The sequence below is a fragment of the Phenylobacterium sp. P4_E10 genome, from assembly GCF_056401675.1.
Window position 1 is genome coordinate 64,769 of record NZ_JBFUIW010000006.1, and the last position, 17,756, is coordinate 82,524.

Sequence of the window (17,756 nt, forward strand, 5' to 3'; positions counted from 1 at the left end):
GGGGTCTTTAGGCCTTGACCACCTTGTCCATCGACAGGCCAAGCCGCGCGAAGACGTTGCGCGTGTCGACCACCAGCTGGGCTGCGCCCTCGATCACCTTGTAGTCGACCACGTCATGGTCGGTGGAGATCAGCACCGCATCGTAGCCGGCGACCGCTTCCGGCGTCAGCGCGGTGGAAACGCGTCCAGCCAGGCTGGCGTGCTCGCGCGAGTTCGGAATGACCGGGATGTGCGGATCGTGGAAGTCGCAGACCGCACCGCGGTGCTCGATCTGCTCGATCAGCACCAGCGAGGGGCTCTCGCGCATGTCGTCAACGTTCTTCTTGTAGGCCACGCCCATTAGCAGGATGCGCGCGCCGTTGAGGCCCTTGCCAGTAGCCTTGTCGAGCGCCTGAGCCAGCCGGTCGACCACCACCCGCGGCATGCCGGAATTGATCTGCCCCGCCAGTTCGATGAAGCGGGTCTCCATCCCGTACTCCCGCGCCTTCCAGGTCAGGTAGAAGGGATCGATGGGGATGCAGTGACCGCCAAGGCCCGGGCCCGGATAGAACGGCATGAACCCGAACGGCTTGGTCGCCGCGGCCGAGATCACTTCCCAGACGTCGACGCCCATGGCGTCGTAGACAATCTTCAATTCGTTCACGAGGGCGATGTTGACCGACCGGAAGATGTTCTCGGTCAGCTTGGTCGCCTCGGCGGCGGCAGAGCTTGAGACCGCCACGACCTTGGAGACCAGGCGCTCGTAGAGTTGCACGGCCAGTTCGCGCGAATGTGCGTCGTCGGCGCCGACGACCTTGGGGATGGTCTTGGTCCCGAAGTGCGGATTGCCCGGGTCCTCGCGTTCCGGCGAGAAGGCCAGGAAGACGTCCTGGCCCACCTTCAGCCCGGTCGCTTCCAACAGCGGCTGGACGATCTCGGTGGTGGTGCCTGGCCACGTGGTCGACTCCAGGACCACCAGCTGCCCGGGGCGCAGGGTCTTGGCGATAGTCGCCGCGGTGTCGCTGACGAAGCTGAGGTCCGGATCGCGATGCTTGGTGATCGGCGTCGGCACGCAGATCAGGATCGCGTCGGCCTCGCCCAGCCGCGTGAAGTCGGTGGTGTTCTGGAAGCGCCCGCTGTCGATCGCCGCCTTCATGGTGTCGGCCGGGATATAGCTGATCACCTGCTCGGCGTTGTTGATCGCGTCCACGCGCCGGGCGTTCACGTCAAACCCGATGGTGCGATACCCGGCGTCGATGCAGGCCAGCGCCAAGGGCAGGCCGACATAGCCGAGCCCGACGATGCCTACGACCGCATTCCGCTCGGTCAGGCGGCGCAGGACAGTCTCGAACTGGGCGTCGGGTTGAGACACGGGATATCCTTCTTTCAGCCTACGTACGGAGCGCTCTGTAATCGTCGCCGTGCGAAGAAAAACGCGCCCCTCTCTACCGCATCGCAATAGACGGGAAATCCTTAAGTTGCGATGAGTCGATGATCACGGTTCGCTCTGGACCGCGGCCGGCCGCCCCCCATGTGGGGTGCGCGATCGGCGGATCGTTTACGCTTGATCAGCACGTAAAGTTCAGTTTCATCGACTGATATTGCCATCTCCGGCGCGCGGTATTCATGACCAGCTCAATATCCCCACCGGTGACCCGCTATTTCATCCGCGACGATGACGTGGATGAACTCACGCCCGCGCTGAAGATGTTCGTCGAGGCCTTCGTCGAAGCCGGCATTCCGGTCAGCTATCAGATCATCCCTGCGGGCCTGACCGCCGAATGCGCGGAGTATCTGCTCCAGATCGAACGCGCCAACCCCGGCCTGATCGAGTTCGGCCAGCACGGGCTGCATCACAAGATGGTGCTGCGCGGCAAGTCCCTGAAGCGTGAGTTCGGTCCCGAGCGGACCTACTCGCAGCAGGCCGCAGATATCAGCGAGGGCCTCCGCATCCTGCGCGACCGCCTGGGCGAGGATCGGGAGATTTCCCTGTTCACGCCGCCGCAACACAAGTTCGATCGCCAGACGATCCTGGCGGCTGCGGCGGCCGGCCACACGGTCTTCTCGGCCGCCTGCTACCCCAGCCCGCACCACCGGCTCGCCTATGCGCTCGGGCGACAGCTGAAGCTCTCCAGCATCCGCCATCATGGCATCTCGTACCACGGCCATGAGCGCCCGGAAGCCAAGCTGCGGGAGATCTCGATCTCGGTCGCCGTCGACAACGGCCGCTGGATCACCTGCCCCGCCGCCGAGCTCGACGCCGCGCTCGAGCGGGCCGGCCGGCATGACGCCACCGTCGGCATGATGTTCCATCACAAGGTCTACGAGGACGCGCCTGACCAGCTGGCCGCCATCGTGGCGCAGCTGGTGCGCTATCCCCAGGCCAGCTTCCATCGGTTGGGCGACCTGGCCGCCTGAGGCCGGCTTCAGCCGCGCGGCGGACCGCCCCACTCGGCCAGCAGCGTCTGCAGGTGTCCGATCAACTCGGACGGATCGCTGGTGGCCGGTTGCGGCGGCCGGTTGCGGACCAGCTTCAGCGCCTCGGACAGCTCGTCGGCGGTGTTGGCCACCGCGATCAGGCCGCGCTCGGCGAAGGCCTCGGTAATCTCGGCCTGGTGGTCGTCATAGACCTCGCCCTTCGAGAACAGGCGCGGCACAGCGATGATCCGGCAGCCTTGCCGAAGCGCCGTGATCAGCGAGCCGGTGCCGCCGTGGCACACGACGATGTCGGCGTCGCGCAGGGTCGACTGCATAGTGTCGAACGGCAGGGTCTCGAGCGTCTCCAGACCTTCCGGCTTCAGGCCGCCATTGCCGGTCTGGATGATCACCTCTTCGGGGATCTCGCCCCGCGCCTTCACCTCGGCGACCATCTCGACCATGCGATCGAAGGGCAGGATCGCGCCAACCGTCGCGAACAGCAGCGGACGTTTCGGCGGCGGCGGCGTGTCCAGCATCTTGAGGGGGTCGAACACCGGCGCGTCTCGCCAGTAAGCCGACAAAGCCTGGGACTGCACGACCTTGCGATGCGCCAGCGGCGCCGAGAGCCGGCCGAACACCGAAGGCTTGTCGAAGCGTGCAAAGGACTCGATCACCACGATCTTGGCGCCCAGCAGCCGGGCCCAAACCAGCGGGAAATAGACCGCGCCCGCGCCAGTGCTGATCAACACGTCGGGACGCTCGCGCAGCATGACGCTCGCCGAGGCGAAGAAGCTGCGCACCGCCGCTCCGGCCATCTTCAGCGGCGAGCCGAGGCGCGCCTGGCCCAGGGCGACATGGGGGACGTACAGCGCCCGGTGCTTCTCGGCGATGCTTCGCGAAAGAGCGGTGTCTTCGGTGACGAAGAAATAGTCGTGCGCCGACCAGGCCGGCTCAAGGTCGAGAAGCTGGCGCACATGGCCGCCGCCCGAGCCGGCAAGACAGACCTTCAGGCGCCGTGCCGAACGAGGGGCCGATGCTGCTGGATAGAGCACCTCGGCGCCGCCGTCCCGCTCCCTGTCGATCGTTTCCAGGTTCGTCACCACTCTCATGCCCGCCGATGCCTATGCCGGGTCAACCTGTGCGCAGCGTTAAGTCTGACGGGATTGGCTTAAGGAAGCGCGACCGTCGTTGTCGATATCAGGTCGCCAGCCAACGGGGCGCACCCCGAACCTTTGCAAGCCCCGCGGCCCACCCGGCCAATCCGTAGCCGACCTGACGCCACGCTCCGGCACGTCCGAAGCGTACGAAGATTAGCAGCAAGGAGGACAAGGCCGCCACCGGCATGCGACGGGGATAGCGGTCCCACGTCGTCAGCATCTTGTTGCGCTCGTTCAGATAGACCGGCGTGCGCGGCCGCTGGGTGATGGCGTCGTAGGATCCCGTTGTCGTGCCGACATAGTGCAGCACGCGGGCGTTGGGCGCGAAGCCCAGGCGCATGCCCCGCTGCACGCCCCGCAAGCACCACTCCACCTCCTCACAATAGAGGAAGTAGTCCTCTCGCATCGGTCCTACGACTTCCAGGAAGCGTCGGCCGATCAGCATCGAGGCGCCGTTCAGATAGTTCTGCGCGCTCTCGACCCAGTCCGGGTCGGGCAACTGGCTCAGTGCGCTGCCGTGGCCGAGGGATTCCGAGCGCGCCAGCCAGGGCGTCCAGCGCCCGCCGTGCGACTGCACCCGCCCGTCGGACAGGAAAATTGTCGAGCCGACCGCCTCGCAGTCTCCGGCCGCCAATCGCTCAACGGTCAGGGCCAGGGCGTCGGGTTCCGGCTGCGTATCCGGATTGAGCACCCACCAGGCGTCAGCCTCGGGCGTCTCGCGCAGGCAGACGTTGACCCCGCCCGCATAGCCCAGGTTCCCAGACGCCAGCACGGCGCGGACGCGTTGCCCGCCAGCAAGTTGCGCCGGCAGCACCTCCGTCAGAGCACCGTACGCCTCCGGTCCGCCATTCTCGCAAATGATGACTTCGAAGTCGGTATGGCTGGAGCGCTCGAGCGCCGCCAGACATCGCACGATGTCGTCGCGATTACGGAAGCCGACGATCGATACGGCGACGTGCATGCTCACTGTTCGCCCTTCGCGCGCAGCAGGCCGAGCGCATCGCTCAACCGCCACAGCCGCAGCCTGAACAGCGTGCTGAGCGCGGTCATGCGCTGGCCCAGGGTGTTCAATTGATCGCTGCCGAACACCTTTGGCATGTGAACAACCGCCGAGATGGGGAGCGCCAGATTGCGCACGAACCACTGCAAATTGCCGCCCGGGCGGGTGCGATAGAGCCCGTAGGTCTCGGCGTTCACCCGGGCCCACTTGCTGGTCAGCTCGCCCCAGGTCCGGCGAGCCGGATGGCCGACGATGGCGCGGGGCGCATAGCCGAGCCGGAAGCCCATCCCGCGGGCGCGATGGGACCACTCGACGTCTTCCGAGACACCAGTGCGGAACCCCCCCACCCTGTCGAACACGGTCCGAGGGCAGAAGAGGTTGCCCGAGCCGGTGAAGCCCTTCTTGTTGATGTAGGTCTCGAAGTCGAAGGCGAAGACCCGCTCGAACGCTTCGGGGCCGGTCATGTGGGCTAGATCGTCGACCAGCACGGTGACGCGCCCGCCGACGAAGTCGTAGCCGGCGAGGCCCGCAACCCCCTCCTCCAGCCACTTCGCCTCCGCGACGCAGTCGGAATCGATGAAGGCCAGGATCTCGCCGCGCGCGAGACTGACGGCGCCGTTCCGGGCTGGCCCCGCGCCGCGTTCCGTCACGACGGTCAGGCGGGCGCGGCCGGCGATCGCCGCCTCGATGGCCGTCGGACCTTCCGGCGAATTGTTGTCGGCGACGATCACTTCAAAGTCGTCGGCGGAATAGGTCTGGCGGGCGAGGGCCTGCAGGCAGATCTCAAGGCCCGCGAGGTCGCGATAATGTGGAATGATGACGCTGACGCGGGGGGCGGACATCACGCGCCTAGCCCAACCGGAGCCGGGCCTGGATCGAGACGCATAGGCAGGTGTTCGAACAAGGCGAGCGCCTAGGCCTGCATGACCTTGGCCAGGCGGGTGCCGACCAGCGCCTGGCGCTTGGCCGCGGGGACCTGCTCGAGCAGCGCCGGGACAAACTCGTTCAACAGGCGGAACGCGGCCTCGGAATCGGCGCCGACCACGGAGAAGCGGAACAGCGCGCCATCTGGAATGTAGCCCTGCATCGCAGTCGCCAGACGAACCCTGCGTTGCTCGTCGCTGGTTTCCGGCAGGTACTCCCCAAGCCGGGTCCAGTAGAGGATGTTCTCCTGCCGCCCCTGGGCCGCGGCCACCACGTGCCGCACCGGAACCGCCGCGCCGTTGTCGAGCTTCAGCACGGCCGGGACGCTGGAGACGATGTTGAACCCGACAGCCGGGTAGCAGGCCTCCGGTCGATGGAGCTGCAGCATATCGCTTTGGTTGTCGCCATAGGCGATGAGCATCATCACCTCGACCCCGGTCGAAACCTGATGATAAACCCGCCCGACCATCTCGCTGTAGAGCCGCGAGGCCAGCGCGCCCTCAGTCTTCGGCTGGACCAGTCCATCGGACTTCTCGGCAGACCAGTCGCCGAACTTCAGCGGCAGGATGTCGGCCATCTTGGCGCCGGTCAGCAGGATAAGCCGCTTGCGCGGACGCAGGGTGTAAGCGGTCCCGGCCGCGACGGCGCAGGCGCCGCCGATCAAGAGGTCACGACGGGCGATCATGCCGCCTTCTCCCCACGGCCCACGAAGTACGAAATCAGGTTGTCGACCAGGAACACCAGCAGCAGGGCCGAGGTGAAGAGCAGCAGGCCGGCGGCCATGTGCAGGAAGCCCTGGGCCACGGCGTCGCCGAAGAAGTAGGTCAGCAGCACCAGGGTCCCCACGCGGATGATGTTGGCGACCACCGCGATCGGGATCACCAAGGCCACCAGCAGCAGCGAGTAGCGCCAGGAGGCGTTCCGCAGCAGGTAGATATAGAACAGGCTGATCGCCACCAGGCCGGTAATCGAGTTCATGCCCGAACAGGCGTCCTCCACCAGCAGCTGGTACTGGGCGATCATCAGGGTGACGCCCTCGCGGAACACGGGGATGCCGACGGCCTGCAAGGCGCCCGTCGTGACATAGGACACGAACAGCTTCAGCGGCGCGGTGATGCTGTCGATGAACCAGCCCGGCGGCGGGACCAGGAACCCGAGATAGAACAGCGGGAACCAATTCTTGAGCATGGCGTGCAGGCCGAACCGCGAATGCAGGTAGGCCATGGCCACGCCATAGAGACCCACGACCTCCAGGCTGATGAAGTCATAGGCGCGGCCGAAAACGTAGACGGGCAGCGACGCCGCCATCATCAGCACGGTCAGCCAGGCAGGCCCCGGCTTGCCGGTCGCCCGAAGCTCCGGAAGCCGCCTCCAGACCAGCCAGAGGCCGGTCCCAAGCACGATCGGTCCATGCGCGCCAGCCTCGCGAGACCACACCTGTTCGCCGAGCGTGATCACCGTCGGGACCGCCAGCAGGCCGAACCCGATGAGGAGCGGCAAGGACGACCAAATGTTGAAACCCGGCGTCCTCTCGTCGGCCACGCTTGCGATCGTCGAGGTCATGCCTAGGCCTCGTTCAGGACAGTGCCGACCACATGCGCCCTGTCCTCCTCGAGCTGCGCCGCGAGGACCTTGATGTCATTCACGAAAGACACGTTTCGCTTGGCCACGATGATGCCGTAGCCGGTGACGGTGCAGATGCGGCGAGCGTCGGCGCAGGTGTTGGCCGGCGGCGTATCGATAAGCGTCACGTCATATTCGCGCAGGCAGCGCTCGACGACTTCGGCGAAGCGTTCGCTGGCCAGCAGTTCCTGGGCGTTACCGCTGACCTCCCCCGCGAACATCACGGACAGGTTGGGCACGACGTCGCGCTGGATGTACGGAGAGTAGTCGCTCTGCGTATCGGCCAGGCAGGCCGCTAGCCCCGGGACCGGTTTGGCCGGGCGGATGAACTGATCGACGCCAGCGTTTCGCAGGTCGCCGTCAATGAACAGGACCTTGGTCCCGATCTGCGCCAGGGCCACGGCCAGATTGACCGCGGTGAAGGTGGCCCCCACGCCAGCGCTGGCGCCGCAGACCGCCAGACCACGGTGGCCGCTGTCGACGTGTTGGGCCATGAGATGGGTCCGCAGGGTCCGCACGGCCTCCGCGCGGGCGCTGTGCGGCTCGGAGAGCATCACGATTTCGGGCGAGAAGCCGTAGACGTCGCGCACCACGAGGCTGGTCCCCGGGGAGGGCCCGTCGAGGTTGACAGATCCGTCCATCAGTTGCGTTTCCTGGATCATGCTTGTGCTAGTTTCCCGCGCCCTTTGGCGCGCGGCTTGCCGCCTCCGCCGAGGCTCGGCAGGCTCAGGCTGCGCTTGGCGGACGGCGGACCGTCGATGATCGCGAGCAGCGGGACATCGAGCGCCGACCGCAGGTCCTCGACGCTGCGCACCCGCCGCCCGAACAGTTCGAGCAGCAGCGAGAGCATCAGACCCAGGCCGAAGCCGAGCCCAAGGGCGCCGCCGAGGATCAGCGGCTTGTTCGGGAACTTCGGCTTCTCCGGCATCAGCGCTTCAGCCAGGGTGGAAATGCCGGCGTCAGCGACGGAGGCTTCCTGGCGAAGCTCGGCAATACGGCCCATCGATTTGTTGTACTGCTCGCGCCGCATGGTGACCTCGGCCTGAAGCTGGTTCAGGCGTTCGATCTTGTCGCGCTTCTCAATGACCTTGGTGGTCTGTGCGACCACTTCCCGCTGGAGCGCGCCGGCGCTTGCGTTGGCGGCGCTGGCCGCAGCGCCGGCGGCGGCGCGGGACGCCGCCATTTCCTGCGCCACCACCTGAGCCAAGGTCGCGCGCTGAGCGCGCAGCTGGACCATCTGTGGGTGGTTCGGGCCGAGGTTCTTCGACGCCTGGGCGATCGCGGCGTCGAGCTGAGCGAGTTGCGCGCCGGAAGCAGACGAGACCGGCATGGCGGGCATCGCCATGGCCGGCGGGGCGCCGGCCTGGCCGGAGAGCGCACGCAGCCGGGCGGTGTCGACATCGACGTCGCCCTGCATGACAACGCCGTTCTCCTTTTCGAAGGCCGTCTTCGCGGCGTCGGCCGCCGTCAGAAGCTTGCGTTCCTTCTCGGCCTGCACCTCATACCAGTCGGCGGTGCGCGCCGCTTCGCGGCGGCGGGTGTCCAGGGTGGTTTCGATGTAGGCGTCGCGCAGCGCGTTCGCCATCGTCTTGGCCGCGGCGGGCGTGGACGACTGATAGCGGATTTCCAGAATGTTGGTGCCGCCGACGTTCTCGACGATCGTGCCGGCCACGACCTGCTTGGCCAACCAGCGGCGGATATCCATGCCGTTGGTGTTGCCAGTGTTCTGATACCTGGCGATCATGTCCGGACTGGAGGCCCAGCCAAGCGCGTCCACTGCGCGACCGGCCACCTCGTCGTCCTTGATGATCTCGCTTTGGGTGGCGATGTAGGTGCGCGCACCGGCGCCGCCGATCAACTCGCCGGTCACCGGATCGGGCTTCAGGATGTTGAGCATCACGCGCGAGACGCCCTCGTACCGCGGCGGCACGATCAGGATTGCGATCAGAGCGCCGATGCAGGTGCAGATCGTCGTGGCGAGGATGACCCCACGGCGAGCCCACAGAATTCGGAGAAATTGGACGAGGCTCATTTCATATACCTCCGGCTCAACGCCGCACTAGAAAAGCCGCTCACCGACAACCAGCACGTCGCCCGGCTGCACCAGGGCTTCCGCGTCCAGCTTAACTTTCTTGCCGGCCCTCGTGACCTGGACCTTCTTGTCCGAGCCCGAAGCCGTCAGACCGCCGGCGCGCGCGATGGCCTGCCGCACCGTCAGCCCGGTCTTCATAGAGAACGGGCCTGGGGCATTTACTTGCCCAGAAACGTAAAAAATCTCAGCGACTGGCGCGAAAATCTTGTCGCCCGGCGTAACGAATGGATCCTTGGTGGAGTCCCCGGCCGACAGGTCGGCGATCTCGTAGCGCCGCTCGGGGCCGGTCTCGGGACGAAGGATGAGGTAGTCGGCCGCGGATTCCTGCACGCCGCCGACGCGCGCCAGGATCTCCGAAAGGCGATACGAGCGGTTGATCGGCACCAGGCTCGGCGAGGTCACGGCGCCCAGAACGGTCACATACCGGCTGGCGTAGCTTATGACTTCGACGTTGATGGCGGGGTTCGCGTAGAAGCCGCCGGCGCGCAGCGCGGCGGCGATTTCGGCGCCCAGTTCACGAGGGGTCTTGCCTGCCGCGGTGATCTTGCCGATCAGGTTCAGCTGGACCGTGCCGTCGGTGTAGACGCGGGCGCGGCCCTTGTCGGGCTGGCCGACGACCTCGACCTCGATGACGTCTTCCGGACCCAGGACATATTCCGTGTCCGCAGTCATTCCGCCCGCGGCCGGAGCCTGCGGCGCGCCAGCCTTGGGAAGCGGCGACACCGGCGGCGCAACACCCGCTGCGGGCTGTGCGCCGGCGGTCAGCGGGGCGCTAGCCGCCAGCAGACAAAGGGCGAGGATCCTGACCTTGGAACCGCGAATAGCCATGAGCTTGCTTCCGCCTCGATCTAAAACTTGGCGTCGACGCCGACGCCGACGCGATTGTTCGTATAGTCGAACTGGGGCGCATTAGTGTTTCGCTCTTCCACCCCGCCCGTCAATTTGAAGGCTAGACGTTCGCTTTGTTGGTAAGTCGCCGTTGCATAGAAAGCATCGGTCGTGGAATCGGTCAGCTGAATGGTCGGAAAGGCAAATCCACCCTCCAGATCGTGCTCGGCCCGGGCCACGCCCAAGCGAAGGTTGATGCGAGAGCCGAAGCTGTAGTCGCCCGAGAACTGGTAGACCTCGTTGACGTCATAGGACCGGCCAAGCCCCGACGACGGGGTGACCGACTTGTCGAACGACGCCTGCAGGTTCAGGCGGCTGCTGGCTCGGTAGGTCAGGCTCCCCGAATAGGCGGTCGTCTCGAAATTATCGTCGCTGAAGCCGGGCAGCGTCGGCGCGTGCAGATCCACCGAGGTGTAGGCCACCGAGACCTCACCCTGAATTCGCGCGCCGAGCATGCGGGAATAGGTGAGGCCGATGGCGCTCAGATCGTAGCCATCGTCGATCAGCCGGTTCGGATACTCCACCTTCTCCATGCTTCCGAACAGGGTCACGGAGCCGAACGTCGGTCGCGAATAGCTGATCCCAACCATCCCCGTGTCGCGCTCGGAATCCGATTGCTTGGCGAGCGGCTCTTCGTTTTCAGTCCATTCCTTCGAGGCGGAGCCGACAACACCCAGACCGGTCTCCCGCGAGCATCCAACCTCGATGGTGGCGCGCGTGATTTCCTGGACGTTTTCCGCATCGATCAGGATCGGATCGTCGATACGGTTGATGCCGCGGTTGTAGTCGCCCGTCAGCCTGCCCGCGCAGGGGCCCGCGCGACCGCTGAAGCCGCCACTCAGGTCGAACTGCTCGCGGTTGAGGTCGTCGTTGGTCTCGTAGAACGCATAGCCGACGCTGCCGCGCAGAAAGAGGCCCTGCCTGCCGAGGGGCTGGTAAAAATCGATCGCGGCGGTCGGCGTAAAGATCGTGTCTTCAGGGGTCAGCCCACGCAGGGCTGCCTGAGTATCGTTGGTCAGCGCGACGTTGCTGTGGTGCTCGACTTGAACACCGAGGGTGAAATCAAGTTTGCGAACTTCCTGCGCGAGGGCCGTAGATGACGTGATCGCGGTACACAGCGCGACCCCAGCAACCACTTTTCCGTAGACCATATTCAAGCTCCCCCTCGACCCCGCCAGATAGGCTGCAAATAGCTAACGGAGTGATATCTCGCCGTTCTTGCAAGCGCACCGTAAAAAGCAGCAAAATCGGCGCCAGGAAGGCCGCCCCGTGTGGCTCCGGCTGGGACGTTTTTGCGCCGCTCCACGCGTGACCCGCCGCGCAACGCTAACCCAGGCGGACTAGCGGCGGCCCAATATGATACGCCGCACCGTTCCGGCGAAGTTCCGCACCGCATCGCCGATCGATCCGCGCTTGGCGGCTTCCATCACCTGCACGCCCGACATGACCGGCTTCGGCTGACCGGTGACCACGAGCGCCGCGGTGCGAGCCACGATCAGGCGCTTTCTGCGCGCCTGGGACGGTTGCATCAGGCCGATCTCCTCGATGTCGAGATCCTCGGCCTCGATGTCCCTGGCGCCGATTGCGCTGCTGAGAAGGCGCTCGCCGGCCTGCGTCCTCGAGATGATCAGGCTTCGACCGTCCTGCTCGTCGAACGTCGGATAGCCGCTCTCCCCGCCGTACCAGGCGTCGGCGCAGGCGATGTCGGCCACACCCCCGACCGCGTCAGGGCAGATCTTGCAGCGGAACTGGACTTCCTTCGACAGATGCCCGCCCCAGCTGTCGGCGTAGTCCATCTCGGCGACCTGCCCGTCGCGGGTGGTGGCCGCGGTCTTCCCGGGCCAGCCTTGGCCGCGATAGCGGAAGGCCACGACGTCCTCGCGACGGACGCCCATGGTCGAGAGGATGCGGTCCACCCCGTCATGGCTGGGCATGCCGCCGCAGAAAAATGACAGCATGATCGGGACGTGACGACCAACGCGCGCGTCCACCTGCGCCAGGCGGCGCAGGGCCGACACGTCGCACGGCTTGCCGACGAAGGCGATCGCCCCGCCCTCGGAAAGCGCCGCGTCGATCTGCGCCAAGGGCGAGGAGGCGGTGTATCGCGAGCCGGCCCCGGCCAGCACCTCGGCGGCGGTGCGCGAGCACACCACGAGGTTGCGGGTCGGCTGCTCGGGGTCAGGCTGCACGTGGATGACGCGATCCACCAGACCGGTCTCCAGGGCGTGGATCAGCAGTCCCGACAAGGCGCCGCCGGACGATCCCTCGTATCGGACGTCGGGACGCAGCGAATGCCCGGTGGCGACGCGCAGCCAGGGCCCCCAATAGGGATGGACGTTCTCCGCCTTGTCCCATTCGGCGACCACCGCGCCGGGACAAGCGGCCGCGATGGCGGCTTCGGCCCCCTGACTGACCGGGCCGCGCTGCTGCGGTCGGCTGTAGCCTGGGGCGACCATCTCCATCTGGATGGCCTCGCCCGCAACCGAGGCGCAAAGGCCGCAACCGGTGCAGAGCTGCCCTTTCAGGACGCGGTCGACCGTCGGCGACGTCATGAACGCCGCTCCAGGCTTCCGAAGAACTTCCGCAGCTCGGCGCGGTAGACCTCGAGCAGGGCGTCGACCTTCAACATCCCCCGCCTGATATCCTCTCGCAGCTCGTCACGGTGGGTCAGCCGGTCGAGCAGGAAGGCCAGCGCCTCCTGCTCCTTCATGCCGGAGACCGGAACCAGCCACTTATAGCCGAGCGTGCCGAACAGGCCCGTGAACTTTCGGCTGTAGGCGATGGGGACCACGGGCGTCCCGGTCGAGAAGGCGGCGATGCAGGCGTGCATCCGTCCCGCCACCAGAAAGTCGAGACTGGAGATGTAGGACTTGACCTCGGAGGGGCCCACGAAGTCCGGGGCCCGAACGACGCCGGGGAATTCCTGGGCCAGACGATCGGCCACCCGGCCATCGTCGTCCCAAGGGTCGGTCGCATGAAGGGCATGGGTAACCAGATGCACTTCGACGTCGGGCCGCGCCGCGAGCGTCCGCAGAAAGTCGCGCATCAGGCCGGCGTAGTCGAAGCCGAGGCCGAAGCGGTTGCGGCCGGACTCCGCCTCGTTGAACAGCAGCCCGGAGACGTTCACGCCCACGCGCAGCCGCGGGCCGCCACGCTCGGCGCTGCGATCTTCGAACGGCAAGGCGAAGGCGACGTCCACCGACAGCGCGCCGTTGGCGCGAGGCGCCAGTTTGCCCAGCGCCTCCAAGGACGCCTGATCGCGAGCGACCACCGCGCTGGCGCCCTCGAGCGCGCGCTTGGCCAGGAGCTTGTAGCCGAACTTGGTGAACGGCCCGATGGTCTGCGGCGAGAGCAGCAGAGGCTTCCCACGCGCCAAGGTCATCATCTTGGTCAGCCACAGGAACGCGAAGCGCTTTGGGCCATAGATCTCGGCGAAGCTGTCCCCCGCCCCGATGTCCAGGACCCCGTCGATCCCCCCGACAGCCGACCAGAACCCGCCGGGCGACAGCAGAACGCGCGTATCGATTGGATAGCGCCCGGCCTCGGCCTCGCTGAGATAGGCGCGGTTGGCCTCGCGCATGCCCATGATCAGGAACTCGGGCTCCAGGCCCATGTCCCGCGCCACGCCGCGCGCGATCGCCAGGTTGGCGATCGTCAGGGCGCCGACGCCCAGATTGCCCGAACTCGGAGAGTGCCAGAGCAACCCGATGCGGAGCGGCTTAGTCATCGCGGCCAAGCGGCTGATCCTCAAACTCGTGACGGCGCGCCAACGGCGACTGGCGGTCCATAGCCCCTTAGTTCCAAACGGATCGTAAGCGTCGGCGCAATAGCCATATGCGAACCTGGCCAGAAGGCGGGCCCGTTCCAGCGAACACCGGAACTCCCGGGCCATGACTAGCTCTCGGCGGTCAGGTCCCTTAAATCAGCGCCGCTCAACCACGGACCCGCCGTTCATGGATTTTCCCCAGCCGCTCGTCCACGGACAGCTTGTCAGCCGCTACAAGCGCTTCTTCGCCGATGTGGTTCTGGATGACGGGACCGCGCTCACCGCCCACTGCCCCAACCCCGGCGCGATGCTCGGGCTGAACATGCCGGGCCTGCCGGTCTGGCTGTCGAAGTCGGACGATCCGAAACGCAAGCTCGCCCATACGCTGGAGCTGGTCGAGGTCGACGGCGGCATGGTCGGCGTCAACACCATGCATCCCAACCGGCTGGTGGCCGAGGCCCTGGCGGCCGACGCCATTCCAGAGGTCAGCGGCTATGCGAGCCACCGGCGCGAAGTGAAATACGGCCTCGCCTCGCGGGTCGACTTCCTGCTCGAGCACCAGGGCCGCGCGCCGTGCTGGCTGGAGGTGAAGAACGTCCACCTGCGCCGTAGCGGGACGCTGGCCGAGTTCCCGGACTGCGTGGCCGCCCGCTCGCTCAAGCATCTGGCCGAACTCAAGGCCATGGTAGCCGAGGGCCACCGCGCGGTGATGCTGTTCGTGGTCCAACGTACCGACTGCGACAGCTTCGCCGCCTGCGCCGACCTTGATGCAAAATACGCGGCAGGATTGATCGACGCGGCCCGGGCAGGCGTTGAAGTTCTCTGCTATGATTGCGACATAAGCCCCAGCGCCGTGCGCATCGCCCGCCCCGTTCCGTGGCGCGATGCGGCGCCAACGGAAGCCGAGAGAGCATACCCATGACCGACGTCCTCGACGCCGAACATCGCACCGGTCAGATCCGCATCCACGGGGCCGAAGGTTTCGAAGGCATGCGCCGCGCTGGAAAGCTGGCCGCCGAGTGCCTGGACATGCTGACCCCGCATGTGGTTCCCGGCGCGGTCACCGAGAAGCTCGACGATCTGGCCCGGGAGTTCATCCTGGACCACGGCGCCATTCCGGCCTGCCTGTTCTATCGCGGCTACGGAAAAACCACCTGCATCTCGCCTAACCACATCGTCTGCCACGGCATTCCCGGCGAGCGGGTGCTGCGCGACGGCGACATCGTCAATATCGACGTCACCGTGATCGTCGACGGCTGGCATGGCGACACCAGCCGCATGTACGGCGTCGGCGAGGTCGCGCCCCGCGCCAAGCGCCTGATCGAAGTGACCTACGAAGCGCTGCAGCGCGGCCTGGACCAGGTCAAGCCGGGCGCCCGCACCGGCGACATCGGCCACGCCATCCAGCAGTATGTGGAGTCGATGCGCTGCTCGGTGGTCCGCGACTTCTGCGGCCACGGCCTGGGCAAGGTGTTCCACGACGCGCCGAACATCCTGCACTTCGGCCAGAAGGGCTCCGGCGAAGTCCTGCAACCGGGGATGTTCTTCACCATCGAACCGATGGTGAACCTCGGCAAATACCAGGTGAAGCTGCTCGCTGACGGCTGGACGGCGGTCACCCGCGACAAGTCGCTGTCGGCCCAGTGCGAGCACTCCATCGGCGTCACCGAGACCGGCTACGAGATCTTCACGGACTCGCCCACCGGCATCTTCCAGCCCACCATCGCCTAGGACAGCGACTAGGCAGGGGCGCGCTTGGCGCCCCTTGCCAATACCGAACAAATAGCGAACATTGTTCGCATGCACGGACCCAGACACCTGGGCGAGGCGCCGCTGGCGGACTTGTGGACCGGCGCGCCCGCCCCTGCCGCCCGCTCACCGCACCTGGGCCACCGAGAGCGGCTGCGCGAGCGTGCGGGCAAGAGCTTCGACGCCCTGCCCGACTACGAACTGCTGGAGCTTCAGCTCTTCCGGTCCCTGCCGCGGGGCGACGTGAAGCCGCTGGCGAAGGCGCTGCTCTCGCGTTTCGGCTCGCTGGCGGGCGTGCTCGCCGCTTCGATCCCCGAGCTCCGCAGCGTTCCGGGCGTGGGCGAGACCGTGGCCCTAGACCTGACGCTGATGCAGGAGATCGCGCTGCGCATCGGCCGCGCCGCCGTCCAGAAACGCCCGGTGATCAGTTCCTGGAGCCAACTTCTGGACTATGTGAAGCTCGCGCTCGCCCATGAACCGCGCGAGCAGTTCCGAGTGCTGTTCCTCGACAAGAAGAACCAGTTGATCGCCGACGAGGTGATGAACCGTGGCACGGTCGACCATGCGCCGGTCTATCCGCGTGAGACAGTGCGGCGGGCGCTCGAGCTGTCGGCCAGCGCCGTGATCCTGGTGCACAACCACCCTTCGGGCGATCCCACGCCGTCGCAGGCCGATATCACCATGACCCGCGAGGTGGTCGAGGCGGCTCGCTCGCTGCGCATTGCGGTCCACGACCATCTAGTGGTCGGCCGCGACGGCGTCGCCAGTTTCAGGGCTCTGGGCTTGTTCTAGGACGTTAGGGCGCGCTCGAAACGAGGCTGGTGCGGGCGGCCGGGGTCGAACCGGCAAGAGCCTAAGGCTCGACGGATTTTAAGTCCGTTGCGTCTACCAATTCCGCCACGCCCGCGCGCTGCCAGGCCTCTATAGCGACGGTCCGTATCCAGGCCAAGCAGGCGGCAGGCTGGGCCCGTGTCGCGCTCCGACTTCGCCGCGCCGGGGGCCAGCGACGACTCGCGCCGCGAGCGATGCGACTTGCCGTTTGTCAGATAACGTAAATATGTCAAATATGTGCTCGGCTCGCTGCGAGGGCGATGGGGGAACGTCAGGACTTAGCCGCCACGGATTCAAGGCCGCCGGCACGGAGAAGACATGACTCTAGCCGAACGCACCATGAGCGGCGTGAACGCAGAGGATCTGGCGCGGAACGCCATGTCTGCGGACCTAACGCCGTCGGAACAAAAGGCCTGGCTGCAGGACGCCGCGGCGTCCGTGCGTCGAAATGGCGGCATCATCGTCCGCAATGCGATCCCGGCCGAAGTCGTCGCCGCCGTGCTCGAAGACTTCAAAGTCCGCCACGACGTGCACATGGCGGCGGGCCAAAAGGCGCTCTATCGCCGCTTCCAGGACGACCCCCTGAGGGCTCAGGTTCCCATCGCCATCGATGGCCCGCTAGCCAATCCAGCTTTTTTCGCAGCGCCCTCGATCCTCGCCATCGTGAAGGAGCTGATGGGCGAGCAAGTGATCATCGGCGAGATGGGCGTGGTCATTTCCCATCCCGGAGCAGGGCCTCAGATCCTCCACCGCGACTCCAACTTCCTGTTCGGCGGTCTGGATTCCGAGATCGATCTGCCGCCGTTCGCGATGACCCTGCTGATCCCGTTGATCGACGTGACGCTGGACATGGGCCCCACGGAATTCTGGCCGGGCAGCCATCGGGTTCGCAACCAGGCCGAGGCCACGGCCGCCCCGCCCCTGCGGACGCCCTTCAGTGCGGGGTCGGCCCTGCTGATCGACGCGCGCATTTTCCATCGCGGCGGGGCCAATGTTTCGGGCCCGGTGCGGCCGACCGTCTATTTCAGCTTCCATCGCAGTTGGTACGTCGAGAGCCCGGGGTATGAGCGCAAGCCGCAGGTTCGGGTCACACCGGCCATGCTTGAGCGCTTGCCGCAGCCCTATCGGCCGCTGTTCGCCTGGGCCCTCCACCTCAACCGGACCGATAGCGTCAGCGAGTTTATCTATCGGTGGGTGGGCCGGATCAGAGGCCGACTTCTACGCCTGAAACGCGCCTAAACTTCACTGTAATTGCTCAGAAATCCAAGCAAAATATCGCACACGACGCAGCTTCCATTCAATTCCGACGAGATTCCATTTTGGACCTGG

Annotated in this window: 17 protein-coding genes and 1 tRNA gene; 5 read left to right on the forward strand and 13 right to left on the reverse strand. The window is 66.2% G+C overall.

The window, feature by feature from the left end:
• Positions 1–7 precede the first annotated feature (7 nt).
• Complete coding sequence (locus tag AC1DQJ_RS08805; RefSeq protein WP_477602306.1) at positions 8–1,351, reverse strand: nucleotide sugar dehydrogenase; 1,344 nt, start codon at positions 1,349–1,351, stop codon at positions 8–10.
• A gap of 278 nt (positions 1,352–1,629) precedes the next feature.
• Here AC1DQJ_RS08805 and AC1DQJ_RS08810 point away from each other — a divergent pair, with 278 nt between their 5' ends.
• Positions 1,630–2,397, forward strand: coding sequence for a DUF2334 domain-containing protein (locus AC1DQJ_RS08810; protein ID WP_477602308.1), 768 nt, complete (start codon positions 1,630–1,632; stop codon positions 2,395–2,397).
• Between the two features lie 8 nt (positions 2,398–2,405).
• Here the strand turns inward: AC1DQJ_RS08810 and welK are convergent, their stop codons facing one another.
• The 11 genes from welK to AC1DQJ_RS08865 form a co-directional block, all read right to left on the reverse strand.
• Complete coding sequence (welK, locus tag AC1DQJ_RS08815; protein WP_477602310.1) at positions 2,406–3,506, reverse strand: beta-1,4-glucuronosyltransferase WelK; 1,101 nt, start codon at positions 3,504–3,506, stop codon at positions 2,406–2,408.
• Between the two features lie 88 nt (positions 3,507–3,594).
• Complete coding sequence (locus AC1DQJ_RS08820) at positions 3,595–4,515, reverse strand: glycosyltransferase family 2 protein (RefSeq protein ID WP_477602704.1); 921 nt, start codon at positions 4,513–4,515, stop codon at positions 3,595–3,597.
• Positions 4,516–4,517: 2 nt separating this feature from the next.
• A complete protein-coding gene (locus AC1DQJ_RS08825; protein WP_477602312.1) occupies positions 4,518–5,396 on the reverse strand; it encodes a glycosyltransferase family 2 protein in 879 nt (292 codons plus the stop codon).
• A gap of 71 nt (positions 5,397–5,467) precedes the next feature.
• On the reverse strand, positions 5,468–6,163 hold the full coding sequence (epsI, locus tag AC1DQJ_RS08830; protein ID WP_477602314.1) for an exosortase-associated protein EpsI, V-type: 696 nt from the start codon (positions 6,161–6,163) through the stop codon (positions 5,468–5,470).
• Positions 6,160–7,041, reverse strand: coding sequence for an exosortase V (gene xrtV / locus AC1DQJ_RS08835; RefSeq protein ID WP_477602316.1), 882 nt, complete (start codon positions 7,039–7,041; stop codon positions 6,160–6,162). The genes epsI and xrtV overlap by 4 nt, the downstream gene beginning before the upstream one ends.
• A gap of 2 nt (positions 7,042–7,043) precedes the next feature.
• Positions 7,044–7,742 carry a CpsD/CapB family tyrosine-protein kinase gene (locus tag AC1DQJ_RS08840; protein WP_477602318.1) on the reverse strand — a complete coding sequence of 233 codons (699 nt, stop codon included), beginning with the start codon at positions 7,740–7,742 and terminating at the stop codon, positions 7,044–7,046.
• A 17-nt stretch (positions 7,743–7,759) separates the two neighbouring features.
• Positions 7,760–9,133, reverse strand: coding sequence for a Wzz/FepE/Etk N-terminal domain-containing protein (locus AC1DQJ_RS08845; protein ID WP_477602320.1), 1,374 nt, complete (start codon positions 9,131–9,133; stop codon positions 7,760–7,762).
• A 27-nt stretch (positions 9,134–9,160) separates the two neighbouring features.
• Positions 9,161–10,021, reverse strand: coding sequence for a polysaccharide biosynthesis/export family protein (locus AC1DQJ_RS08850; RefSeq protein WP_477602322.1), 861 nt, complete (start codon positions 10,019–10,021; stop codon positions 9,161–9,163).
• Between the two features lie 20 nt (positions 10,022–10,041).
• A complete protein-coding gene (locus AC1DQJ_RS08855) occupies positions 10,042–11,232 on the reverse strand; it encodes an outer membrane beta-barrel protein (RefSeq protein ID WP_477602324.1) in 1,191 nt (396 codons plus the stop codon).
• A 189-nt stretch (positions 11,233–11,421) separates the two neighbouring features.
• Entirely contained in the window at positions 11,422–12,633 is a 1,212-nt protein-coding gene (locus AC1DQJ_RS08860; protein ID WP_477602326.1) for a Coenzyme F420 hydrogenase/dehydrogenase, beta subunit C-terminal domain, read from the reverse strand.
• Complete coding sequence (locus tag AC1DQJ_RS08865; protein WP_477602706.1) at positions 12,630–13,808, reverse strand: polysaccharide pyruvyl transferase family protein; 1,179 nt, start codon at positions 13,806–13,808, stop codon at positions 12,630–12,632. The genes AC1DQJ_RS08860 and AC1DQJ_RS08865 overlap by 4 nt, the downstream gene beginning before the upstream one ends.
• A 226-nt stretch (positions 13,809–14,034) precedes the next feature.
• Here AC1DQJ_RS08865 and sfsA point away from each other — a divergent pair, with 226 nt between their 5' ends.
• The 3 genes from sfsA (at position 14,035) to radC (ending at position 16,388) form a co-directional block, all read left to right on the forward strand.
• A complete protein-coding gene (gene sfsA / locus AC1DQJ_RS08870) occupies positions 14,035–14,769 on the forward strand; it encodes a DNA/RNA nuclease SfsA (protein ID WP_477602328.1) in 735 nt (244 codons plus the stop codon).
• A complete protein-coding gene (gene map / locus AC1DQJ_RS08875; protein ID WP_477602330.1) occupies positions 14,766–15,578 on the forward strand; it encodes a type I methionyl aminopeptidase in 813 nt (270 codons plus the stop codon). The genes sfsA and map overlap by 4 nt, the downstream gene beginning before the upstream one ends.
• Positions 15,579–15,647: 69 nt before the next feature.
• Positions 15,648–16,388, forward strand: a complete 741-nt coding sequence (gene radC / locus AC1DQJ_RS08880) for a RadC family protein (RefSeq protein WP_477602332.1) — start codon at positions 15,648–15,650, stop codon at positions 16,386–16,388.
• A gap of 27 nt (positions 16,389–16,415) precedes the next feature.
• On the opposite strand, the gene AC1DQJ_RS08885 is transcribed toward radC, so the two are convergent.
• A tRNA-Leu gene (locus AC1DQJ_RS08885) sits at positions 16,416–16,503 on the reverse strand.
• 242 nt (positions 16,504–16,745) lie between these two features.
• Between AC1DQJ_RS08885 and AC1DQJ_RS08890 the strand changes: the two genes are divergently transcribed.
• Positions 16,746–17,666, forward strand: a complete 921-nt coding sequence (locus AC1DQJ_RS08890; protein WP_477602334.1) for a phytanoyl-CoA dioxygenase family protein — start codon at positions 16,746–16,748, stop codon at positions 17,664–17,666.
• Positions 17,667–17,756: the final 90 nt, after the last annotated feature.

What these genes read in the sequence shown, in the direction of transcription:
- AC1DQJ_RS08850 (WP_477602322.1), bottom strand. Translation starts at nt 10,021, where the DNA reads ATGGCTATTCGCGGTTCCAAGGTCAGGATCCTCGCCCTTTGTCTGCTG.
- sfsA (WP_477602328.1), top strand. Translation starts at nt 14,035, where the DNA reads ATGGATTTTCCCCAGCCGCTCGTCCACGGACAGCTTGTCAGCCGCTAC.
- map (WP_477602330.1), top strand. Translation starts at nt 14,766, where the DNA reads ATGACCGACGTCCTCGACGCCGAACATCGCACCGGTCAGATCCGCATC.
- epsI (WP_477602314.1), bottom strand. Translation starts at nt 6,163, where the DNA reads ATGATCGCCCGTCGTGACCTCTTGATCGGCGGCGCCTGCGCCGTCGCG.
- AC1DQJ_RS08820 (WP_477602704.1), bottom strand. Translation starts at nt 4,515, where the DNA reads ATGCACGTCGCCGTATCGATCGTCGGCTTCCGTAATCGCGACGACATC.
- AC1DQJ_RS08860 (WP_477602326.1), bottom strand. Translation starts at nt 12,633, where the DNA reads ATGACGTCGCCGACGGTCGACCGCGTCCTGAAAGGGCAGCTCTGCACC.
- welK (WP_477602310.1), bottom strand. Translation starts at nt 3,506, where the DNA reads ATGAGAGTGGTGACGAACCTGGAAACGATCGACAGGGAGCGGGACGGC.
- AC1DQJ_RS08845 (WP_477602320.1), bottom strand. Translation starts at nt 9,133, where the DNA reads ATGAGCCTCGTCCAATTTCTCCGAATTCTGTGGGCTCGCCGTGGGGTC.
- AC1DQJ_RS08855 (WP_477602324.1), bottom strand. Translation starts at nt 11,232, where the DNA reads ATGGTCTACGGAAAAGTGGTTGCTGGGGTCGCGCTGTGTACCGCGATC.
- AC1DQJ_RS08890 (WP_477602334.1), top strand. Translation starts at nt 16,746, where the DNA reads ATGACTCTAGCCGAACGCACCATGAGCGGCGTGAACGCAGAGGATCTG.
- AC1DQJ_RS08825 (WP_477602312.1), bottom strand. Translation starts at nt 5,396, where the DNA reads ATGTCCGCCCCCCGCGTCAGCGTCATCATTCCACATTATCGCGACCTC.
- radC (WP_477602332.1), top strand. Translation starts at nt 15,648, where the DNA reads ATGCACGGACCCAGACACCTGGGCGAGGCGCCGCTGGCGGACTTGTGG.
- xrtV (WP_477602316.1), bottom strand. Translation starts at nt 7,041, where the DNA reads ATGACCTCGACGATCGCAAGCGTGGCCGACGAGAGGACGCCGGGTTTC.
- AC1DQJ_RS08840 (WP_477602318.1), bottom strand. Translation starts at nt 7,742, where the DNA reads ATGGACGGATCTGTCAACCTCGACGGGCCCTCCCCGGGGACCAGCCTC.
- AC1DQJ_RS08865 (WP_477602706.1), bottom strand. Translation starts at nt 13,808, where the DNA reads ATGACTAAGCCGCTCCGCATCGGGTTGCTCTGGCACTCTCCGAGTTCG.